This is a genomic window from Nocardia sp. NPDC055053 (assembly GCF_053608285.1).
The window spans coordinates 17,620-37,093 of record NZ_JBSGVD010000049.1; the positions used below are offsets into that span (position 1 = coordinate 17,620).

The 19,474-nt window shown below is 68.7% G+C and carries 20 protein-coding genes and 1 tRNA gene; 11 read left to right on the plus strand and 10 right to left on the minus strand.

Features of this window, described 5'->3' with window-relative positions:
• Positions 1–333 precede the first annotated feature (333 nt).
• Positions 334–1,002, plus strand: coding sequence for an arsenate reductase ArsC (locus ACWF82_RS31145; RefSeq protein WP_452507004.1), 669 nt, complete (start codon positions 334–336; stop codon positions 1,000–1,002).
• Here ACWF82_RS31145 and atzF read toward each other — a convergent pair.
• Positions 959–2,662 (minus strand): allophanate hydrolase, encoded by a 1,704-nt coding sequence (gene atzF / locus ACWF82_RS31150; RefSeq protein WP_452507006.1) that lies wholly within the window; start codon positions 2,660–2,662, stop codon positions 959–961. The two genes, ACWF82_RS31145 and atzF, sit on opposite strands and share 44 nt — an antisense overlap.
• Positions 2,663–2,672: 10 nt before the next feature.
• Positions 2,673–3,377 (minus strand): GntR family transcriptional regulator, encoded by a 705-nt coding sequence (locus ACWF82_RS31155; RefSeq protein WP_452507008.1) that lies wholly within the window; start codon positions 3,375–3,377, stop codon positions 2,673–2,675.
• Between the two features lie 383 nt (positions 3,378–3,760).
• Here ACWF82_RS31155 and ACWF82_RS31160 point away from each other — a divergent pair, with 383 nt between their 5' ends.
• Positions 3,761–4,063, plus strand: a complete 303-nt coding sequence (locus tag ACWF82_RS31160; protein ID WP_452507010.1) for a hypothetical protein — start codon at positions 3,761–3,763, stop codon at positions 4,061–4,063.
• A gap of 106 nt (positions 4,064–4,169) precedes the next feature.
• On the opposite strand, the gene ACWF82_RS31165 is transcribed toward ACWF82_RS31160, so the two are convergent.
• The 3 genes from ACWF82_RS31165 to ACWF82_RS31175 form a co-directional block, all read right to left on the minus strand.
• Positions 4,170–4,243: transfer RNA gene (locus ACWF82_RS31165), tRNA-Pro, on the minus strand.
• Positions 4,244–4,307: 64 nt separating this feature from the next.
• A complete protein-coding gene (locus tag ACWF82_RS31170) occupies positions 4,308–6,053 on the minus strand; it encodes a hypothetical protein (protein WP_452507012.1) in 1,746 nt (581 codons plus the stop codon).
• A gap of 38 nt (positions 6,054–6,091) precedes the next feature.
• Complete coding sequence (locus ACWF82_RS31175; RefSeq protein ID WP_452507014.1) at positions 6,092–7,054, minus strand: metallophosphoesterase; 963 nt, start codon at positions 7,052–7,054, stop codon at positions 6,092–6,094.
• A 121-nt stretch (positions 7,055–7,175) separates the two neighbouring features.
• Here ACWF82_RS31175 and ACWF82_RS31180 point away from each other — a divergent pair, with 121 nt between their 5' ends.
• Positions 7,176–7,640 carry a GatB/YqeY domain-containing protein gene (locus ACWF82_RS31180; protein ID WP_452507016.1) on the plus strand — a complete coding sequence of 155 codons (465 nt, stop codon included), beginning with the start codon at positions 7,176–7,178 and terminating at the stop codon, positions 7,638–7,640.
• Between the two features lie 58 nt (positions 7,641–7,698).
• On the opposite strand, the gene ACWF82_RS31185 is transcribed toward ACWF82_RS31180, so the two are convergent.
• On the minus strand, positions 7,699–10,077 hold the full coding sequence (locus tag ACWF82_RS31185) for a penicillin-binding protein (RefSeq protein WP_452507018.1): 2,379 nt from the start codon (positions 10,075–10,077) through the stop codon (positions 7,699–7,701).
• A 372-nt stretch (positions 10,078–10,449) separates the two neighbouring features.
• Between ACWF82_RS31185 and ACWF82_RS31190 the strand changes: the two genes are divergently transcribed.
• Entirely contained in the window at positions 10,450–10,773 is a 324-nt protein-coding gene (locus ACWF82_RS31190; protein ID WP_019044565.1) for a WhiB family transcriptional regulator, read from the plus strand.
• Positions 10,774–10,882: 109 nt separating this feature from the next.
• Here the strand turns inward: ACWF82_RS31190 and ACWF82_RS31195 are convergent, their stop codons facing one another.
• Together ACWF82_RS31195 and ACWF82_RS31200 are read right to left on the minus strand one after the other, a co-directional pair.
• Entirely contained in the window at positions 10,883–12,010 is a 1,128-nt protein-coding gene (locus ACWF82_RS31195; protein ID WP_452507020.1) for an ArsA family ATPase, read from the minus strand.
• Positions 12,007–13,044, minus strand: coding sequence for an ArsA family ATPase (locus ACWF82_RS31200; RefSeq protein WP_452507022.1), 1,038 nt, complete (start codon positions 13,042–13,044; stop codon positions 12,007–12,009). Before ACWF82_RS31200 ends, ACWF82_RS31195 begins: the two co-directional genes overlap by 4 nt.
• Positions 13,045–13,103: 59 nt before the next feature.
• Here ACWF82_RS31200 and ACWF82_RS31205 point away from each other — a divergent pair, with 59 nt between their 5' ends.
• From ACWF82_RS31205 to ACWF82_RS31215, 3 genes are read left to right on the plus strand one after another with little or no spacing between them, the layout of a single operon-like run.
• Positions 13,104–13,265, plus strand: a complete 162-nt coding sequence (locus ACWF82_RS31205; protein ID WP_378850599.1) for a hypothetical protein — start codon at positions 13,104–13,106, stop codon at positions 13,263–13,265.
• A 1-nt stretch (position 13,266) separates the two neighbouring features.
• Positions 13,267–13,740, plus strand: a complete 474-nt coding sequence (locus ACWF82_RS31210) for a RidA family protein (RefSeq protein WP_379307915.1) — start codon at positions 13,267–13,269, stop codon at positions 13,738–13,740.
• Between the two features lie 9 nt (positions 13,741–13,749).
• Positions 13,750–14,547, plus strand: a complete 798-nt coding sequence (locus ACWF82_RS31215) for an MBL fold metallo-hydrolase (protein WP_452507025.1) — start codon at positions 13,750–13,752, stop codon at positions 14,545–14,547.
• A gap of 172 nt (positions 14,548–14,719) precedes the next feature.
• Here ACWF82_RS31215 and ACWF82_RS31220 read toward each other — a convergent pair whose 3' ends face one another.
• Together ACWF82_RS31220 and ACWF82_RS31225 are read right to left on the minus strand one after the other, a co-directional pair.
• The gene (locus tag ACWF82_RS31220; RefSeq protein ID WP_040703546.1) at positions 14,720–15,394 is read right to left on the minus strand and encodes a Crp/Fnr family transcriptional regulator; all 675 of its coding nucleotides are present in this window, start codon (positions 15,392–15,394) and stop codon (positions 14,720–14,722) included.
• A 166-nt stretch (positions 15,395–15,560) separates the two neighbouring features.
• Positions 15,561–15,788: a hypothetical protein gene (locus ACWF82_RS31225; protein ID WP_189032438.1), complete on the minus strand. Its 228-nt coding sequence runs from the start codon at positions 15,786–15,788 to the stop codon at positions 15,561–15,563.
• Positions 15,789–15,970: 182 nt separating this feature from the next.
• Between ACWF82_RS31225 and nth the strand changes: the two genes are divergently transcribed.
• Genes nth through ACWF82_RS31245 form a run of 4 tightly spaced genes read left to right on the plus strand, consistent with a single transcriptional unit; the run spans position 15,971 to position 19,324 of the window.
• Positions 15,971–16,729 (plus strand): endonuclease III, encoded by a 759-nt coding sequence (gene nth, locus ACWF82_RS31230; RefSeq protein WP_452507033.1) that lies wholly within the window; start codon positions 15,971–15,973, stop codon positions 16,727–16,729.
• Complete coding sequence (locus ACWF82_RS31235) at positions 16,726–17,391, plus strand: TlpA family protein disulfide reductase (RefSeq protein WP_452507026.1); 666 nt, start codon at positions 16,726–16,728, stop codon at positions 17,389–17,391. Before nth ends, ACWF82_RS31235 begins: the two co-directional genes overlap by 4 nt.
• On the plus strand, positions 17,388–18,134 hold the full coding sequence (locus ACWF82_RS31240; protein ID WP_379307911.1) for an NUDIX hydrolase: 747 nt from the start codon (positions 17,388–17,390) through the stop codon (positions 18,132–18,134). The genes ACWF82_RS31235 and ACWF82_RS31240 overlap by 4 nt, the downstream gene beginning before the upstream one ends.
• Positions 18,131–19,324: a MarP family serine protease gene (locus tag ACWF82_RS31245; protein ID WP_452507028.1), complete on the plus strand. Its 1,194-nt coding sequence runs from the start codon at positions 18,131–18,133 to the stop codon at positions 19,322–19,324. The genes ACWF82_RS31240 and ACWF82_RS31245 overlap by 4 nt, the downstream gene beginning before the upstream one ends.
• The last annotated feature ends 150 nt before the right edge of the window (positions 19,325–19,474 follow it).

The following is a 19,474-nucleotide window of genomic DNA, read 5'->3' on the forward strand; positions in this document are numbered from 1 at the left end:
ATCTTGTCGGTCCTTCCATCATCGCCGAAGAAAACGGCCTGTGCCGACAAGTTGTTCTTAAGAACCTCTCGAGACGGACATCGCATCCTTTCTGCAGACACCGGAACAACCGGGTCCGACCGGTCTCGAGGGGTGATCAGTCGGACCCGGCGGTGCAGACCAGAAGGTGGCTCTTCCAGACGCTGAAGACGCACTGCCGACGGTAACCACACCGAAGGACTGGGCCATAGACGTTCCGATTCGTGTCATGGGGTACATCGACCGGGCCGGTCCGACAAGGGGTGACCGGCCCGGTCGTTTGCGTTCGACGGCATCGGCCGTCAGGGTTGGGGGGTGGTCGAAATCGCCGAGCACCGAGACGCGCTGGATCGTGCCGAGGTACGGCTGCGCGACGAGTTCGCGACGATGTTCGAGCCGGAGACGATCCATCGTTTCCTGCACTCCTCCTACGACGACTTCGCCGCAAGGGCGACGGTTACCCTGTATCTCCCGCTGCTGGCCGAACGTTTCGGCAGGCAGCGCCTGCAGGCACTGGCCAAGATCGAAGGCAAGGTCGCCAAGCCGCGCCCGATCGTGCTGTTCCTGTGCACCCACAACGCGGGCCGGTCGCAGATGGCGCTGGGCTTCTTCGAGGACCTGGCGCTGAGCCGCGCGGTCGCCTGGTCGGGCGGGTCGGTGCCCGGCGAGCAGCTCAATCCGGCCGCGGTGGCGGCGATGGCGGAGGTGGGCGTCGACATCTCGCGTGAGTATCCGAAGCCGTGGACCGACGAGATCATCCGTGCCGCGGACGTCATCGTCACGATGGGCTGCGGCGACACCTGTCCGCTTGTGCCCGGCGTGCGCTACGTGGAATGGATCATCGAGGACCCGGCCGGGCTGGAACTGGAGCTGGTGCGGCCCATCCGCGACGACATCGGCCGCCGCGTGACGGACCTGCTCACCGAGCTGGGCATCCCTGTCAGCGATCCCGCAGATACGCCGTCCAGCCCCCGTGCCCGGTGATGTCGGTGGCGGCGACGGCGGCGTCGTAGCTGCAGGCGAAGCCGACGACCGAGCGTCCGTCGGACAGCTCGATGCCGGTCAGCGCCATCGGTGGCGGCAGTTCGGCGAGGAAGCGGCCGAGTCCGCCGGGGGAGATCAGGAACAGCTCGCCGCGGATCGGTGCGCCGAGGCCGTCGCCGTGGCGTACCAGGCCCGGCTTCGGCGGCGTGGTGTCGAGCGCGGTCAGGCGGTAGGCGTCGCTGGTGGTGATCTCGCCCGCGAACCTGGCGCCGAGCTGTTCGAGCTGCCAGTGCAGCGGCTGGCCGCGCAGGTGCGCGCCGAAAACCGCCAGTGGCACACCGGTTTCCACCATTAGTGGCGATGGGGTGCCGGTGAGGCGGGCGGCCAGGTCGACGGCGAGCTGGTCGGCGAAGGCGGGGACGACCACCATCACGCCGAACGGCAGGCCGTCGGCGGTGGGCGCGCCGGGGACGGCGACGGCGGCGAGGTCGAGCAGGTTGCAGAAGTTGGTGTAGGTGCCGAGACGGCGGTTGATGGTGAGCGGGTCGGCGGTGACCTCGGCGATCGAGGGATGCTCGGTGGTCGTCGGTAGCAGGAGACCGTCGTAGCCCGCCAACAGTGCGGTGGCGCGGGTCTTGGCCAGCGTGTCCAGGTCGGCGACGAAGGCGTGGGCGTCGAGAGTCTTTGCCGCGCTGATGATTCCGGCGACGGTCGGGTCGAGCCCTGCGGCGCCCTTGTCGACGAATTCGCCGACGGCCGCGTATCGCTCGGCGACGATCGCGCCGTCGTAGAGCAGGCGGGCGGCGTCGAGCAGCGGCGAGATATCGATCTCGTGCACGGTGATGCCCTGATCACGCAGGGCTGCGACAGTTTCGGTGAAGGCGGCGCGATAGGGGGCACTCAGTGGGGCGAGGTCCTCGGGGCGCGGGATCGCCACCTTCGGCGTGGCTGACGCTGCCAGGCGCACATCGGCGGGCCAGGCGCGGCTGCGCGGATCGCGGGCATCGGGGCCCGCCATGATCTTCGCCGCCGTGACGGCCAGGTCCAGGTCGGCGGCGAACACGGTGACCGCGTCATAGTCGGCGCACGCGGGGACGACGCCGTGCGCGGGGATCACGCCGAGGCTCGCTTTGATGCCGACGATGCCGTGCAGGGCCGCGGGTACCCGGCCGGAGCCCGCGGTGTCGGTGCCGATCGCGAGGTCGGCGATGCCGAGAGCGACGGCGGCCGCCGAGCCGGAACTCGAACCGCCGGAAATCAATTCGAGGTAGAGCGCGTTGCGCACCGCGCCGTAGGGGCTGCGGGTGCCGACCAGGCCGGTGGCGAACTGGTCGAGGTTGGTCTTGCCGAGCACCAGCGCACCCGCGGCCACCAGGCGTTCCACCGCAGCGGCCGTTTCGATTGCCGGATAGGCGAATTCGGGGCAGGCGGCCGTGGTCGGCAGGCCTGCGACGTCGACGTTGTCTTTCACCGCGAGGAGTAGTCCCGCCAGCGGCAGATCCTCGCCGTCGGCGATGCGTCGATCCAGTTCCGTTGCCTCGGAATCGAGTTCGTGCTGTGCACGCAGCGTGATCCAGACCTCGGGCCGATCCACCTCCGCGATCCGCGCGTAGGCCGCCGCGACCCGGGCTGCCGCGGTACCGGGTAGTCCTGCTGACATGGCCGTCTCCTCAATCGTTCATGGACATGGCGGCGACGGCTCGCGAGATGCGCTCCAGCACCACATCCAGCGAATCGCCGATGTGGGTGTGCAGGAGTTGCTGCGCCAGGACGAGATCGCCGGCGAGGACGGCGTCGAGGATGCCGAGGTGCTCGCTGATCGTGGTCTCGATGCGGTTGTTGATCATGAAGTCGTGCATGCGGACATGCCGGATCCGGGAGTTCACCGCGACCAGCGCGCGCACCATCTCGGTATTGCCCGCCGCCGTCAGCAGAGCGACGTGGAACTCCTCGTCGACAACGACGAACCCCGGCTCCTTGGCCGGCGGATCGGCTTGCAGCGCCAGCCAGCGCTGCCGTTCGGCGCGCAACAGCTGTTCGTCATGGGTGATTCGCGGGTCGGCGCGCACCCGGGTCATGCCGCCCAGTTCCAGCGTCAGCCGCAGCTCGTACAGGTCGCGGATGCGGGTCACGCTGGGCCGGACCGGGCTGAACCCGAACTCCTCGCGTTCCAGCAATCCGTCCGAGCACAGCATGGTCAGCGCCTCGCGCACCGGCGTGCGTGAGATGCCGAATCGGCTCGACAGCTTCGGTTCGGTGAGCCGCTCGCCGAACCGGATGTCACCGTTCATCAACTCACCGCGCAGCGTCGAGTACACGACGTCCCGCAGCGGCCTGCCGGGACTGTCATCCGGTGCATCCACCCTTGTCGACATGGGTGTATACGCTATCGACCGGGAATTTCTATCAAGTGACAGAAAGTAAGCGTCAGGTTATCGGGTCCTCACAACGAGCCCGTCTCACGAACGCCGTGTCACCGCGGAGAGCGCTTCTCAACGCCTTCCGAACACGCAGGGAACGCCGCGCGACACAGACGGCGCGCAGTCTTTCGTTCGAGCCCGCCGCCGCGCTCCCACTCCGCTCATCCGGAAGGCGAACCCATGAACGACTCCGCCGCCATCCTGGCCTTGATCCTCGGCTTGCTCTCGGTCATCGCCGTCACCGTCTGGTGGCCGAACCCCCGCGACCGCCACTGACAAAGCTGTAGCATTCGTCGGTTGCGACCGAAGCGGCGTTGCCGCGTGTACTGGGGGAAACGATGTTCGGCCTGAAGTTGCTGGGGAAGTTGGCCTTCGGAGATCTGCTGATGTTTGTCGGTGTGGGATTCGTCCTGTTGGTTCTCGCATCGCTCGCCTGGGATGCGGTCGCCGCCGTGGTCGATCGGGTGCGGGATCGCGTCGGCGGAACCGATCGCGCTGAGCCGGTCGAACCGATCCGCCACTCCGGGAACCCCGACAGCCGACGCAGCGCAGCGAGCCGGGACCGCCATGCTGCCCGCGCCGCCGCGCGTCGAGCCGCGATTCACGCGCGGCGCGCTGACGACGCCGATGTCACCGGCTGACACGACAACCTCGCCTGAGTACCGCGTGCCGGGGAGTGGTCCGGAAATACGAGGAGCCCCTGACCAGTGAACTGATCAGGGGCTCTTCTGTGTCTCAACCAACACGTCGGGGTGACAGGATTTGAACCTGCGACCTCTTCGTCCCGAACGAAGCGCGCTACCAAGCTGCGCCACACCCCGTGAGGCGAACCTGAAGTAGCTTACAACGAGGTGATGTGGATTGTTAAACCGGCTGGTCAGGGGGTTAGTTCAGGGCGCGGACGGAGCTGAAGATGCGCTTGGCGGTGGCGGGGTCGATGGCGTCGGCGACGCCGGTGTCGGCGATCATCACCATGACGAAGCTGCCGTCCTTGGCGCCTTTGAACGCGTAGGTGTAGATGGAGAAGGTGGGCGCGCAGCCGGGCTTGGGGTTGGGGACGGTGCCGGTGGTCTCGGTGAACATGCCCTCGGTCTTGCCGTCGATCGACTTCAGCGGCTGGGCGGGCCCGGGGGTGCCGGTGGAGCCCTTGTAGGCCAGGGGAGCGGCCTTGGTGCCGAGTTCGGCGCCCGCCGCGGCGTGGTCGGCCTGCTTGGAGCCGGTGAGCAGCGACATGGTGCGGGTGGAGCCGGGGCAGTAGTCGCGGCCGTCGGTGGCGTAGCCCTTGCCGATGACGGAGTCGCCGGGCGGTTCGCCGACGCCGCCGATGGTGGTCTCGGTGGCGACCTTCCAGCTCGGCGGGACGTCGTAGGCGGCGCCACGGTCGGGCGAGGCGACCACCTGGTAGCCCTCGATGAGCGGTGTGCGGCCCGCCGCGGCGCCCGACGGTGCCGGGGTGGTGGAACTGGGCTTGGGCTTGCTCGACGAGGGCGGTGCGCCGGTGGTGGTGAGGGCGCTGACCATCGACGGGGTGGTTCCTCCCGCGGTGGTGGTCGGGGAGTCGTCGCCGCGGGTCAGCGCGACCGCGGTGATGCCGCCGCCGACCAACAGGACCGCGGCGAGACCTGCGGCCACCCAGATCGCCGCCTTGCCACCGGATTTCGGGCCAGGCGGGATCGGCTGACCATAGGGCTGCTGGCCGTAGTGCTGGTTACCGAACTGTTCGAGCGGCGGGATCTCGCCGTACCGCTGCTGCGGCTGTTGCCAGGTCGCCCCGCCGAGCACCGTCGGATCGGACTGCCCCCACTGCTGAGCTGGATTCGGCTGCCCCGCAGCGAGATTCCACGGTTGCTGATTGGGCGCCTGGGCGGCACCCCATTGCGGCTGGCCCGTGGATCCGGCAGACGGCGCGCCCCACTGCTGGCCCGGAACCTGCTGACCGGCAGAAAGATTCGAACCCGGCCACTGAGCATTCGGGGCGCCCAGCTGGGTGGCATCGGCCTGGCCGGGCTGCCATGGCTGAGGCGAACCAGGCTGTGCAGCTGGAGGATTCGCGCCCGGCCACGGAGCAGCGGGGTTGCGCAGCTGCGTCGCATCGGCTTGACCGGGCTGCGCCGCGGGGGCATTCGGGTCGGGCCAGGGCGCGGCGGGGTTGTGCAGCTGGGTGGCGTCGGCCTGACCTGGCTGCCACGCCTGAGGCGAACCGGGTTGTCCGGCAGGAGGATTCGCGCCGGGCCAGGGCGGGGGCTCAGTGGGGTTGCGCAGCTGGGTGGCATCGGCTTGCCCGGGCTGCCATGGCTGTTGGGCACCCGGCTGTCCGGCAGGAGGGCTACCCGCGTCCCACTGCTGCGGGCCCGCCGGCGTCCACGGCGTCGGATCGGGCAGGCCCGGCATGGGCCCGGAACCATCCCAGCGCAGGGTCGGCGGGAGCCCGGTGCTGCCGGGCGTCCACACGGCGGTCGGGTCGGGCGCACCCGGATTCTGCTGTCCCGCAGCGGTATCCCCGTGCGCGGGCGCGCCCGGCGGCGGGTTCACCGCGTCGGGACGCTGCCATTGCGCGTCGGGCTGGTGCGGCGCACCGGACCCACCGAATACGGTCGGGTCGCTGCGCCTGTCGTCGGATCCACTGCTCACGGTCATCCCCTACTGACAAGAGTCGTTCGGGGCAGACCCTAGCGGGCGACGGCCTCCGATGCCGACACGCCGTGGCCTGCGTCGGCCGATGGCCGCTTCGGCGGGGCGCCGACCAGCGTCAGCAGGGTGGCTTCCGGGCGGCAGCAGAATCGGTAGGGCGCCCACGGTGAGGTGCCGATGCCCGCCGAGACGTGCAGCTGGGTGTGCTCGCCCCACTGGGACGCGCCCTTGACCCGGGACTTGTCGATGCCGCAGTTGGTCACCAGCGCGCCGTAGCCGGGGACGACCAGCTGTCCACCGTGCGTGTGCCCGGCCAGCACCAGGTCGTAGCCGTCCTCGGCGAACCGGTCGAGCACCCGCGGTTCCGGCGAGTGGGTGACACCGATGCTCAGCTGCGCGAGCTGGTTGGGCGCACCGGCGACGGTGTCGTAGCGATCGCGCTGCAGATGGGGGTCGTCGACGCCTGCGCTGGCGATGCGGATGCCGGCCACCTCGAGGTCGCGACGCGTGTGGGTCAGGTCGAGCCAGCCGCGTTCGGTGAACGCCGCGCGCAGATCCTGCCAGGGCAGCGGATCGCCGTAAACGCGGCGATGATCCTTCTTGAAATACTTCAGCGGATTCTTCGGCACCGGCGCGAAATAGTCGTTGGAACCGAACACGAACAGGCCGGGGCGGGCCAGCAGCGCACCGAGGGATTGCACAACGGCGGGCACGGCCTTGGGGTGGGAAAGATTGTCGCCGGTATTCACGACCAGGTCGGGTTCGAGCCGGTCGAGTTCGCGCAGCCACTGCTGTTTGAGCTGCTGGCCCGGCATCATGTGCAGGTCGCTGACGTGCAAAATACGCAAGGTCGGCGAGCCGGGCGCGAGTACAGGCATGGTCGCTTCGCGCAGGACGAACGCGTTCCGTTCGATCAGCGTGGCGTATCCGATGCCGGCGACGGCGGCCCCGGCGGCTCCCAACGCGGTTCGGCGGACAGCGGACGTCGAGATAACGGGCATTTGCCCAGCATAGGCGACCCCCTCCCGGAACGGCGCGTGTGTTTCCGCACAAACGGTCGGAATTTCATCTGCGATGAAAATGTGATGGGACTCCGGAGGCCGAACAGCTAGCGTGAGGCGCATGTCGGAACTGAAATCGCAACTGCGCGCGGATATGACCACCGCACTGAAAGCCAAGGACACTCTGCGCCTGTCGACCCTGCGGATGCTGCTCGCCGCGATCCAGAACGCCGAGGTCGCCGGAGCGCAGGCGAAGGAACTCTCCGATGCCGAGGTTGTCTCGGTTTTGCAGAAGGAAGCCAAGAAGCGCAACGAGTCGGCCGTGATCTACGAGCAGAACGGGCGTGGCGAACTGGCCGCGAACGAGCGTGCCGAGGAAGAGATCATCGAGCAGTACCTGCCGACCCAGCTGACCGAGGCCGAGGTGGCTCAGGTCGCCGACACCGCGATCGCACAGATCGCCGAGGAGATCGGCGAGCGGCCGGGGATGAAGCAGATGGGTCAGGTCATGAAGGCGGCCACCGCGCTCGCCGAGGGCAAGGCCGACGGTTCGCGGCTGTCGGCGGCGGTCAAAGCCCGCCTGTAGACCCGCGCGAGAACGAACAGGGCCGCCGTCCGGAATGGACGGCGGCCCTGTTTCGTTGCTACCGCGGCACCGGGATCGGGATCGGTGGCAGACGCGGGATCTGCGGGAGGCCGGGGATCACCGGCGCCGGCGCGGAAGGCGGCGGCGTGGTCGGCGTCGGCGCCCGGACCGAGCCGTCGGAGATGTAGATCGTGACGACCGAGCCGGGAACCGCCGAACCGTTCGGCGAACTGCCCATCACGGTGCCCTTGGCCTGCGTGCCGGGACTGGTCACCGCGGACACCTGGAAACCGGCGCCGGACAGGATCGAGGTGGCCTCGCCCTGCGACTTGCCCGCCACATCGGGGACCTGGGAGTTGCCCGCGCCGCGGACGTACTTGTCGTCCACCGGCGGCAGGGCAGGCGGTGGGTACCGGTCGAGCACCGGCTTGATGGCATTGAACCAGGTGCGGGCCGGTTCGTTACCGCCGAACAGGCCGGCGGCGTTGCTGGCTCCACAGTTCCGCAGCGGGAACGAGCAGATCTCGCCGGGGGTCGGGCTGTCGCCGTAGACGTAGACCGAGGATGCCAGCGAGTTGGTGAAGCCGAGGAACGCCGAGGAGCGGTGGCTCTCGGTGGTGCCCGTCTTGCCCGACATCGGTGCCGCCCAGCTCGCGGCACGCGCCGCGCTTGCCGCGGTACCGCTGGTGTCGTCCTTGCTCATCGCGTTGGCGAGGGTGTTGGCCAGACCTGGGTCGACCACCTGCTCACACGCTTGCTGGGTGAGCGGAACGGTCTTGCCTGCGCGGTCGACGACCTCCTTGATGGGTGAGGGCGGGCACCACCTGCCGCCCGAGCCGAGCGTGGCGGCCACATTCGACAGTTCGAGCGGGTTGATCGCGAACGGGCCGAGGGTGAACGAGCCCATGTTGTTGTTCTTGATGTGGTCGGCCAGGCTCGAGTTGCCGTGGCCGGAAGTCCCTGGCTCGGTGTAGGCCCGCATGCCGAGGCGGACAGCCATGTCCACCGCGGCCGCGACGCCGACGTCCTGGATCATCTTCACGAAGGTGGTGTTGGGCGAGGTCGCGAGCGCGTCGGTCACCGACATCGACCCCGGGTAGGCGCCCGCGTTCTTGACACACCACGAGTCGGCCGGGCAGCCCGGCGAGTTCGAGTAGCCCATGCCCCTGGCGGCGTAGGTACCGGGTACGTCCACCTGGGCGGCGATACCGAGGCCCTTCTCCATCGCGGCGGCGGTGGTGAACAGCTTGAAGATCGAGCCTGCGCCGTCACCGGCCAACGAGTACGGCTGGCCGAGCAGCGTCTCGTTGGCGTCGCGGTTGAGGCCGTAGGTGCGGCTCGACGCCATCGCGAGGACGGGGTGCGAATCCTGACCGGGCGCGATCACCGACATGACCTCGGCGATGTTGTCGAGGTTGGGGTCGGCCTGCTCGTTCACCGAACGCTTCACCGATTCCTGCAGCACCGGATCGAGGGAGGTTTTGATCAGGTAGCCACCCTTGTCGACCTGTTCCCGGCTGATGCCCGAATCGGCGAGGTACTGCAGCGCGTAGTCGCAGAAGAAGCCCTTGTCCTGTGCGGCGATGCAGCCGCGCGGCAGGCCTTTCGGCTCGGGCAGCACGCCGAGCGGTTCGGACTTGGCCTTGCGGAATTCCTCGGCGCGGTGCGGGATGTTCTGGATCAGGGTGTCGAGCACGGTGTTGCGGCGATCGGTGACGCCCTGGAGGTTGGTGTAGGGGTTCAGCTTGGAGCTGGACTGCACCATGCCGGCCAGCATCGCCGACTGCGTCATGGTCAGCTCGGCGGCGTCGACGCCGAAGTAGGTCTGCGCGGCGTCCTGGATGCCGTAGGAACCGTTGCCGAAGGGCACCAGATTCAGGTAGCGGGTGAGGATCTCGTCCTTGCTCAGCTCGCGGTCCAGCGTGAGCGCCATCCTGATCTCGCGCAGCTTGCGCGCGGGGGTGGTCTCGATCGCGGCGCGGCGTTCGGCGTCGGTCTTCGCGACGACGAGCAGGTTGAAGTTCTTCACGTACTGCTGATCGAGCGTCGAGGCGCCCTGCTGGACCTCGCCGGAGGAGGTGTTGGTCAGGAACGCGCGCAGCGTGCCCTGCCAGTCGACGCCCTTGTGGTCGGCGAAGCGTTTGTCCTCGATGGACACGATCGCCAGCTTCATGTTGTTGGAGATGCGATCGCTCGACACCTCGAAGCGGCGTTGCTCGTACAGCCAGGCGATGGGCGCCCCGCTCGCGTCGACCATGGTCGAGACGGCGGGAACCGTGCCCTCCACCAGTTCGGCTGACACGTTGTCGACGGCATCGGCGGCTCGGTTGGAGATGAACCCGAATCCACCGGCCAAGGGGAACAACAGCCCGGCGACTAGCACGGAGGCCAGCGCGCAGCTGCCGGCCAGCCTCGCGAGCGTTTGAGTGATCGGCACCTGCCCAGAGTAAGGGGTGGGGTGGCGGCGTTCACGGTTGTGCTGCTCGACGGGGAATGTCCGGCCGGTGCCAGGGGGATTGCTCGGGCGTGTCAACAAAATGATCACATCGGCGTGTCGCGCCCGGCCACGCCGGTGATCAGCAGGACTACCCGGTCGGAGGCCGATTTGAATGGACGGCCGTACCAAAAAATCGGGGGCTGGTCTTGCGCAAGCGTCATACCTTTACCTAGATTGAGTACCCAGTGTGATAGAGCTAACACTCAAAGTGGAATGTGGTGCGGACCGCAGCGGTAGTTGGGTTGCTGTGATCCGCGCTCGCGATTCTGGAGCGCCGCACAACGGTGTTCGGACTGCAAAGGGGCACATCAAATGCACATCACAACCCCCATCGCTCGACTGGATGTAGAGCAGGCCGAGGCAAGGATCGCTTGGGTTGCCCAGGCGCGATGCAAGGAAGTGGACCCTGATCAGCTGTTCGTTCGTGGTGCGGCGCAGCGCAAGGCGGCAACGATCTGCCGTCATTGCCCGGTGTTGATGCAGTGTGGCGCCGACGCGCTGGACAACCGGGTCGAGTTCGGAGTGTGGGGCGGGATGACCGAGCGGCAGCGGCGTGCGCTGCTCAAGCAGCATCCCGATGTGACGTCGTGGGCCGACTTCTTCCAGGCGCAGCGACAGCATCAGGTGGCGATCTAGCAGGCGAGACCGGACCGTTATCACACACGGCGCCGAGACCGCTGGGTTTGCGGAATCGGCGCCGTCTACCGGTGTTACGAGAATGTAAGCAATAGCTGAACCGTCTGACTCAGACGGCGGCGGGCTTGCCCGCCAGCTGGTCGCCGACCGCACGCAAAGCGTCCAGGTCGGAGACCTCGAACGGCAACGCGGTGACCGAAACGATCGGAACCCGCGGATGGGCGCCGGTGAAGCGATGCAGCAACCGCTGTTCGCGCTTCGCCGTCGCCACCCGCTCAGCGTGGATGCGCAGTACCGACGCGGTGAGCGGGTCCGATTCAGCGAGCTGATCGGCGGCGGTCAGCGCGTGATCGCCGGACAGCCCCGACAACGCGGGATGCGTCCGGTTCAGCACGAGACCGGCCAGCGGCATCTGCTCGGTGGAGAGCCGGTCGACGAAGAACGACGCCTCGCGCAGCGCGTCGGGTTCGGGCGCGGCGACCACCAGGAAGTGAGTGCCCGGCTTCGACAGCATCGCGAAGGTCCGCTCGGCCCGCTCCTGGAAACCGCCGAACAGCGACTCCAGCGACTGCAGGAACGTCGAGGCGTCCTTGAGCATCTGACCGCCCACGATGGTCGACACCCCGCGCATGGCCAGGCTCATCGCGCCGGTGACGAACCGGCCGACACCGCGGCCGGGCGCCATGATCAGCCGGATCATCTTGCCGTTGAGGAAGGTGCCGAGCCGCTTGGGCGCGTCGAGGAAGTCCAGCGCGTTGCGCGAGGGCGGAGTGTCGACCACGATCAGGTCCCACTCCTTGTGCCCGGCCAGCTGACCGAGCTTCTCCATCGCCATGTACTCCTGCGTGCCGCCGAAGGACGAGGCCACCGTCTGATAGATCGGGTTGGCGAAGATCTGCTCCGCCTTCTCCACGCTGGTGTGCTCGAGCACCATGTCGTCGAAGGTGCGGCGCATGTTCAGCATCATCGCGTGCAGCTGGCCGGGCACCTCGGGCCCGAGCTCGACCCGCTGCGGCGTGTTGTCCAGGTCGGCGACGCCGAGCGACTGGGCCAGCCTGCGCGCCGGATCGATGGTCAGCACCACGACCTTGCGGCCGGACTCGGCGGCCCGCAGCGCGATCGCGGCCGCGGTGGTGGTCTTGCCGACGCCGCCGGAACCGCAGCAGACGATCACCCTCGCCGTCGGATCGGCGATGATCTGGGAGACATCCAGCGGGGTGGTCACTTGCTCGCTCATCGCACTCCCTGCGCGGATAGCTGTTCGGCCAGTTCGTAGAGTCCGCCCAGATCCATGCCTTCGCCGAGGGCGGGCAGGTGCAGCTGGGGAACGTCGACCTGCGCCAGTTCGGCAGCGCTTTCATCCTGCGCGGTCAGCATGACGGCGTGGTCGACGGTCTCTGTCAGCAAACCGGCGAAATCCTCGTCGGGCAGGGTGATCCCGGCCTTGGCCAGGCTCGCCGCGATGTCGGTTGGGTCGAGTTCGCCGCGCACGGCCAGGTCGCGTTCGGCGGGGTCGAGCTGAGACTTGGCCGCCCGGTTGACGATCACCGTGCCGATCCGCAGATCGTTGGCGGCGAGCTCGGCGACCGCGTCCGCGGTCTCCTGCACCGGCAGCGCCTCGAGCAGCGTCACCAGGTGGATCATCGTCTGATCGGAATGCAGCAGCTTGGACACGCCCTCGGCCTGCGAGGCGATCGGACCGCCCTTGGCGATCTCGGCCATGGCCTGGGTGACGTCGAGGAAACTGGCGATCCGGCCGGTCGGCGGCGCGTCGACGACGATGTCGTCGTAGGCGGGCCTGCCGTCCTTGCCGACGCGCACCGCGCACTCCTTGATCTTGCCGGTGAGGATCACATCGCGCAGGCCGGGCGCGATGGTGGTGACGAACTCGATGGCGCCCATCCGGCGCATCGCCCGGCCCGCGAAGCCGAGGTTGTAGAACATGTCGAGGTATTCGAGGAACGCGTGCTCGATGTCGAGGGAGAGCGCGAACACCTCACCGCCGCCGTCGGCGCTGGCGATCTGGGTCTCGGTGGGTGGCAGCGGCGGCCGGTCGAACAGCTGCGCGATGGACTGACGGCTCTCCACTTCGACCAGCAGCACCTTGCGCCCACCCGCGGCGAGGGCGAGGGCCAGTGCGGCCGAAACGGTCGACTTGCCGGTGCCTCCCTTGCCGGTCACGTAGTGCAAGCGGGCTTTGGCCGCGCGCTGTGGCCATCCGGTCGACGGTCCGGGAACCGACGAAACCGGCTCTGCTGTTGGTGCTCCCACGTCGCCGAGCCTATAACCCGTTTCTCGGCGGTGTTCGGGGTGAGCCCTAAACTCACACCATGAGTGACATCACCCTGTGGGAGTACGCGACCGTGCCGCTGTTGACGCACGCGACCAAGCAGATCCTCGACCAGTGGGGCGCCGACGGCTGGGAGCTGGTCACGGTGCTGCCCGGCCCGACCGGCGAACAGCACGTCGCCTACCTGAAGCGGCAGAAGTAGCGTGGCCACCGCGTGGAAGGACGCGCTCGACCGGCTCGGGGTCACCCTGCCACCGGTCGCCGCCCCCGTCGCGGCCTACATCCCGGCCGTGCGCACCGGTTCGCTGGTGTACACCTCCGGCCAGCTGCCCTTCGTCGACGGTGAGCTGTCGGCGGTCGGCAAGGTCGGGGCCGAGGTCGATGTGGAGCAGGCCAAGGAGGCCGCGCGGCTGTGCGCGCTGAACGCGCTGGCGGCCGTGCACGATCTGGTCGGGCTCGACCAGGTGGTGCGGATCGTGAAGGTCGTCGGATTCGTCAATTCCGCGCCGGGATTCACCGATCAGCCGATCGTGATCAACGGCGCGTCGGAATTCCTCGGCGAGGTGTTCGGCGAGGCGGGCGTGCACGCGCGGTCCGCGGTGGGCGTCTCGGAACTGCCGAAGAACACGCCCGTCGAGGTGGAATTGATCGTCGAATTGGACCAAGCAGTCGGATAGGCAGCCGTCATGGCACTGGAACATCCCGCGTACGGCCAGGTCAGGGCGGTCACGCCGACGGCGTCGGTGCTGCTCGCCGACAACCCGTCACAGATGACGCTCGACGGCACCAACACCTGGCTGCTGCGCGGACCCGATAGCGACGCGTATGTGGTCGTCGACCCGGGACCGAAGGACAAGAAGCACACCGCCGCCATCGTCGAGGCGACCGGCGGCCGGATCGCGCTGACCCTGATCACCCATCACCACCCCGACCACACCGGCGGCATCGATCACCTGGTGAAAGCCACCGGGACGCCGGTGCGGTCGGTGGATCCGAAGTACCTGCGCGGCGAGGTGACCGCGCTGGTCGCCGATGAGGTCATCGAGGCGGCGGGCCTGCGGATCACCGTGCTCGCCACCCCCGGCCACACCGGCGACTCGGTGAGTTTCCTGCTCGACGACGCGATCGTCACCGGTGACACGGTGCTCGGCGAGGGCACGACGGTGCTCGCGTCGAGCACGGGCGCGCTGGCCGACTTCCTGTCCTCGCTGGAGTTGCTGCTCGAGCGCGGCGCGGGCAAGGCACTGCTGCCCGCGCACGGTCCCGACCATGCCGATGCGGCGCCGGTGGTGCGGTACTACCTGAACCACCGCCGCGAACGGCTCGATCAGATCCGGGCGGCCCTGGTCGAATTGGGTCACGACGCAGGCGCTTTCGAAGTTGTCCGCAAGGTGTACGCCGATGTGGACAAACGCCTGTGGCCCGCCGCGCGCAGCTCGGTGAAGGCACAACTGGAATATCTACGGGCAGAACGCGAGTCCTGAGCCCGGTCCTGGAGCCGACGTGCGTCGATCAGCACGTCGGCTCCAGGCGTGCGCGGCGGACCCGCGGAAAACAACGACGGCACGCCGGAACCACGGTGGTGCGGACGAGGCCCTCTTCCTCCGGAGCCGCACCGGTGGTCCCGGCGTGCCGAGACGTCGGCGAACTACTCGATCAGCGAGCGCGACGTGCGAGGCGCTCGGAATCCGAGATCAGGACGCTCTTGCCCTCGAGACGCAGCCACCCGCGATGGGCGAAGTCGGCCAGCGCCTTGTTGACGGTTTCCCGGGAAGCGCCGACCAGCTGGGCGATCTCTTCCTGGGTCAGGTCGTGGGTCACGCGCAGCGCGCCCGCTTCCTGGGTGCCGAAGCGCTGTGCGAGCTGCAGCAGCGCCTTGGCGACGCGGCCTGGCACGTCGGTGAAGATGAGGTCGGCGAGGTTGTTGTTGGTGCGGCGAAGGCGTCGTGCCAGCACGCGCAGCAGCTGCTCAGCGATCTCGGGGCGCTGATCGATCCACGACTTGAGTGCGTCGCGGTCCATCGTGACGGCGCGGACCTCGGTGACCGTGGTTGCGGTCGAGGTACGCGGGCCCGGGTCGAAGATCGACAGTTCACCGAACATGTCGGACGGACCCATGATGGTCAGCAGGTTTTCCCGGCCGTCGGGTGAGCGACGACCGATCTTCACCTTGCCCGTCGTGATGATGTACAGCCGATCGCCGGGTTCGCCCTCGTTGAAGATGACGTGGCCGCGCGGAAAATCTACGGGCTGCAGCTGCTTGGCGAGCGCGGCCACCGCGGTGGGCTCGACGCCTTGGAAGATGCCTGCTCTGGCGAGGGCCTCGTCCACGAATGTGCTCCTTATGGGATATGGCTTGCGAACCTGGTCGAGCGAATCGACCAACAGCGCAGTCTACGCGGCATCACGGCAGCACAGTGACAGACACCACGTAAAGAGTGGATTGCGCGATCTGCGCACACCGTGAACGGGCGGTCCGCCCGCGGGAATCGATCGATCAGCTGGCGCGGGCGACATCCATTTCGGAGTCACGTGACCGGCGCTTGCGCATCCGCGCGACCGCGGCGGGCAGGCCGAGCTTCGTCAGCTCTTTCACTTCGGCGTTGCTGGCGTTGTCCAGGTACTGCTGAACCTCTTCGTCGGGTTCGAGAAGCTTTCGGAGCCGATTCTCGACCCGCTCCATTCCCAGCGCGAACAGCATCAACAGCACTGGGAAGAGCACCACAGCGAGTCCTTGCATGACAGGCAGTAAACACGGTCCAGGTCTCAGATGGAACACAGCGGGCAAACTGAGCGCCCAATGTTGTCGTAGCGGTTCCGTATGGTGGACAGGTGCCCGTTTCCCCCGCCACCGCCGCCGCAGACGACGCCGCCCCGGCCGCGGAAGCGGCCTCGGTTCCCGCCGGCATCTCCGCGGCGCGCAAGCGCAAGAACCGCGCCATAGCTGCGGAAACACGGATCGGACTGGTCCGGCGGGCCCGCCGGATGAACCGGACGCTCGGCGCTGCTTTTCCCGGCGCGCACTGCGAGCTGGACTTCACCACCCCGCTGGAATTGGCGGTGGCGACGATCCTGTCCGCCCAGTGCACCGACGTCCGCGTGAACCTCACCACTCCCGTGCTGTTCGCGAAGTATCGCAGCGCGCGCGACTACGCCGAGGCCAACCGTGCCGAGCTGGAGGAATACATCCGGCCCACGGGGTTCTACCGGAACAAGACCAGTTCACTGATGGGACTCGGGCAGGCGCTCGTCACCGGATTCGACGGTGAATTGCCTCACACGATGGGCGAACTGGTGAAGCTGCCCGGCATCGGGCGCAAAACTGCCAACGTCATCCTCGGCAACGCCTTCGGTGTGCCCGGCATCACGGTCGACACCCATTTCGGCAGGCTGGTCCGCCGCTGGAAGTGGACCGAAGATGAGGATCCGGTCAAGGTCGAACACGCGGTCGGCGAGCTGATCGAGCGCAAGGAGTGGACGATGCTCTCGCATCGGGTGATCTTTCACGGTCGCCGGGTGTGTCATGCGCGCAAACCGGCGTGCGGCGCCTGCATGCTCGCGGGCGACTGCCCGTCCTTCGGGCTCGGGCCGACCGATCCGGCCGTCGCGGCCGGGCTGATCAAGGGGCCGGAGCGCGAGCACCTGCTCGATATGGTCGGCCTGTGAGTGATTCCGCCGAACCGTCGCCGTCGCGGCGGCCCGCCTTGCGCTGGGCGCTGGCCGCGCTGATCGTCATCGTCGCGGCGGCGGTCGCGCTGTGGCCGCGCGGCGGTTCCGAGACCACGGGCCCGGTGCAGACGGCGAGGCAACCGGCGGTAGCGGTGGCCTCGCCCGAGCAGCGCGCGGCCGCGGGCCTGCTCCCGTGTCCGGCGCCGGCCGCGGGCGCGACCGGCTCGGGACCGCTGGCCGGTATCACCCTGACCTGTCTCGCCGACGGCGCGCCTTTCGACATCGCCGCCGCGCTGGCAGGCAAGCCCGCGCTGCTCAATCTGTGGGCGTACTGGTGCGGCCCGTGTGCCGTCGAGCTGCCCCACCTGCAGGAATTCGCGCAGCGTGCTGGCTCGGAGCTCACCGTGCTGACCGTGCACAGCGATCCCGACGAGGTGAAGGCGCTGGCCCGGCTGAGTGGTCTCGACATCACCCTGCCCGGTGCTGCCGACCCGCAGGCGAGCGTGCGCACCGCCGTCGGGGCGCCCGCGGTGCTCCCGGTGTCGGTGCTCGTGCGCGCGGACGGCACCATTGCCAGCGTCGAGGTACGTACGTTCGCCGATGTCGCCGACATCGCCGACACGGTGGCCGAGGAACTCGGCGTTCGGATCGCGGTATGACGAAGGACGTTGTGATGAACGGTGTGATGCGGTTGGACGAGTCCGGCCTCCCGTCCTGGCTGCGCGCCGCGATCCGGCACGGCGGCCCCGATGCCGACGACACCCTCGCCACCTCCCGCGCCCTGCGCCGGGCCATGTCGATCACCGGCAAGCCACGGCAGGCGGCCGTTCTCGTGCTGTTCGGCGGTTCGCCGGAGGCCGACCCCGCCGCGCCGGGCGGCCTGCCCGCCGACGCCGACGTGCTGCTCACCCAGCGCGCCTCGACCATGCGCCAGCACCGCGGCCAGGTCGCGTTCCCCGGCGGCGCCGAAGACCCCGGCGACGACGGTCCGGTCGGCACCGCGCTGCGCGAGGCCGCCGAGGAGACCGGCCTCGACCCAGCGGGCGTGCAGCCCTTCGCGCTGCTGCCGAAACTGTTCGTTCCGCCGTCGAAGTTCGACGTGACCCCGGTCCTCGGCTACTGGCGGGCACCCAGCCCGGTCGGCGTCGTCGATCAGGCCGAAACCGAGCGTGTCGTCCGTGTTCCGCTGACCGAATTGCTCGATCCGGCACACAGATTCATGGTGCGTGGCAGTCTCGGCTACCAGAGCCCTGCGTTCCAGGTCGACGGCATGCTCGTCTGGGGGCTCACCGGCGGTATCCTCGCCGGCATCATCAAAACGGCTGGGTGGGAACGAGACTGGGATCGGGGCGACGTGCGTGACTTGGAGAGCTCGTTGGCTGCGGTCGGAATGACCCTGTGAGCCCCTCGGTATGGCTCGATATCGCGGTGGTACTGATCGCCCTGGTCGCGGCGTCAACCGGCTGGCGGCAGGGCGCGGTGGCCTCGGCGCTGGCGTTCTTCGGCGTCGCGCTCGGCGCCGTCGCCGGCATCCTGATCGCGCCGCACATCCTCAAACATCTCAGTGAGGGGCGCAGCCGGGTACTCGGCGGCATCCTGCTGATCGTGCTGCTGGTGATCGTCGGCGAGGTCGCGGGCATGGTGCTCGGCCGGGCCGCGCGCACCGGCATTCGTCATCCCGTCGCTCGCGGCGCGGACAGTGTGGTCGGCGCGGTGCTGCAGGCGGCGACCGTGCTGGTCGCCGCCTGGCTGCTCGCGCTGCCGCTGGCCACCGCGTCCCAGCCGGGGGTCGCCGCCGCCATCAACGGGTCGCGGGTGCTCGCCGACGTCAACGCGGTGGCGCCGAACTGGCTGCGCAAGCTGCCCAACGAATTCTCCAAACTCCTGGATACCTCCGGGCTGCCGGATGTCATCGGGCCGTTCGGCCGGGCGCCGATCGCCGCGGTGGAACCGCCGGACGCGAGTGTGCTCGCCAGCCCGGTCGCTGCCTCGCTGCAGCAGAGCGTGCTGCGCATCCGCGGTGTCGCGCCGAGCTGCCAGCGTGCGCTGGAGGGCTCCGGTTTCGTCGTCGCGCCCGAACGCGTGATGACCAACGCGCACGTCGTCGCGGGGACGAACAGCGTGTCGGTCGACACCGCGCGCGGCGCGCTGGAGGCCACCGTTGTGCTGTTCGACCCGTCCAAGGACATCGCGGTCCTCGCGGTGCCTGGGCTGACCGCGCCGGTCGTCCCGCAGGCGCCCGAACCGGCGACCTCGGGCGAGAGCGCGATCGTGCTCGGCTACCCGGGTGGCGGGCCGTACACGGCCAGCGCCGCACGTGTCCGCGAGACCCTCGACCTCACCGGCCCGACCATCCACCGCGACGGCACCGTCGAGCGTGAGGTGTACACGGTCCGCGGCCAGGTCCGCGCAGGCAACTCGGGCGGACCGCTGGTCGACACCGAGGGCCAGGTCCTCGGCGTGGTCTTCGGCGCCGCGGTCACCGACGACGACACCGGCTACGTCCTGACCCTGCGCGAGGTCGGCGCCGAACTGTCCGCCGCGCAGACCAGCAGCGCGGAGGTCCCGACAGGTGCCTGCGTGCTGAGTTAGTTGGAGCGCTGGCGCGCTCGAGTTCGCGGCCCCTTGTGTCCCGTCGGTCAGGCACCGTTGCTTGCTCCTTCGTCGCCTACGCAACGGCGCCTGACCGACGGGACGGCCGCGAACCGCCGCTGACGCGGCGGCCCCTCCTCGAGGTCGGGG

What these genes read in the sequence shown, in the direction of transcription:
- ACWF82_RS31175 (WP_452507014.1), bottom strand. Translation starts at nt 7,054, where the DNA reads ATGCCCGTTATCTCGACGTCCGCTGTCCGCCGAACCGCGTTGGGAGCC.
- atzF (WP_452507006.1), bottom strand. Translation starts at nt 2,662, where the DNA reads ATGTCAGCAGGACTACCCGGTACCGCGGCAGCCCGGGTCGCGGCGGCC.
- ACWF82_RS31180 (WP_452507016.1), top strand. Translation starts at nt 7,176, where the DNA reads ATGTCGGAACTGAAATCGCAACTGCGCGCGGATATGACCACCGCACTG.
- ACWF82_RS31215 (WP_452507025.1), top strand. Translation starts at nt 13,750, where the DNA reads ATGGCACTGGAACATCCCGCGTACGGCCAGGTCAGGGCGGTCACGCCG.
- ACWF82_RS31190 (WP_019044565.1), top strand. Translation starts at nt 10,450, where the DNA reads ATGCACATCACAACCCCCATCGCTCGACTGGATGTAGAGCAGGCCGAG.
- ACWF82_RS31160 (WP_452507010.1), top strand. Translation starts at nt 3,761, where the DNA reads ATGTTCGGCCTGAAGTTGCTGGGGAAGTTGGCCTTCGGAGATCTGCTG.
- ACWF82_RS31155 (WP_452507008.1), bottom strand. Translation starts at nt 3,377, where the DNA reads ATGTCGACAAGGGTGGATGCACCGGATGACAGTCCCGGCAGGCCGCTG.
- ACWF82_RS31195 (WP_452507020.1), bottom strand. Translation starts at nt 12,010, where the DNA reads ATGAGCGAGCAAGTGACCACCCCGCTGGATGTCTCCCAGATCATCGCC.
- ACWF82_RS31205 (WP_378850599.1), top strand. Translation starts at nt 13,104, where the DNA reads ATGAGTGACATCACCCTGTGGGAGTACGCGACCGTGCCGCTGTTGACG.
- ACWF82_RS31240 (WP_379307911.1), top strand. Translation starts at nt 17,388, where the DNA reads ATGACGAAGGACGTTGTGATGAACGGTGTGATGCGGTTGGACGAGTCC.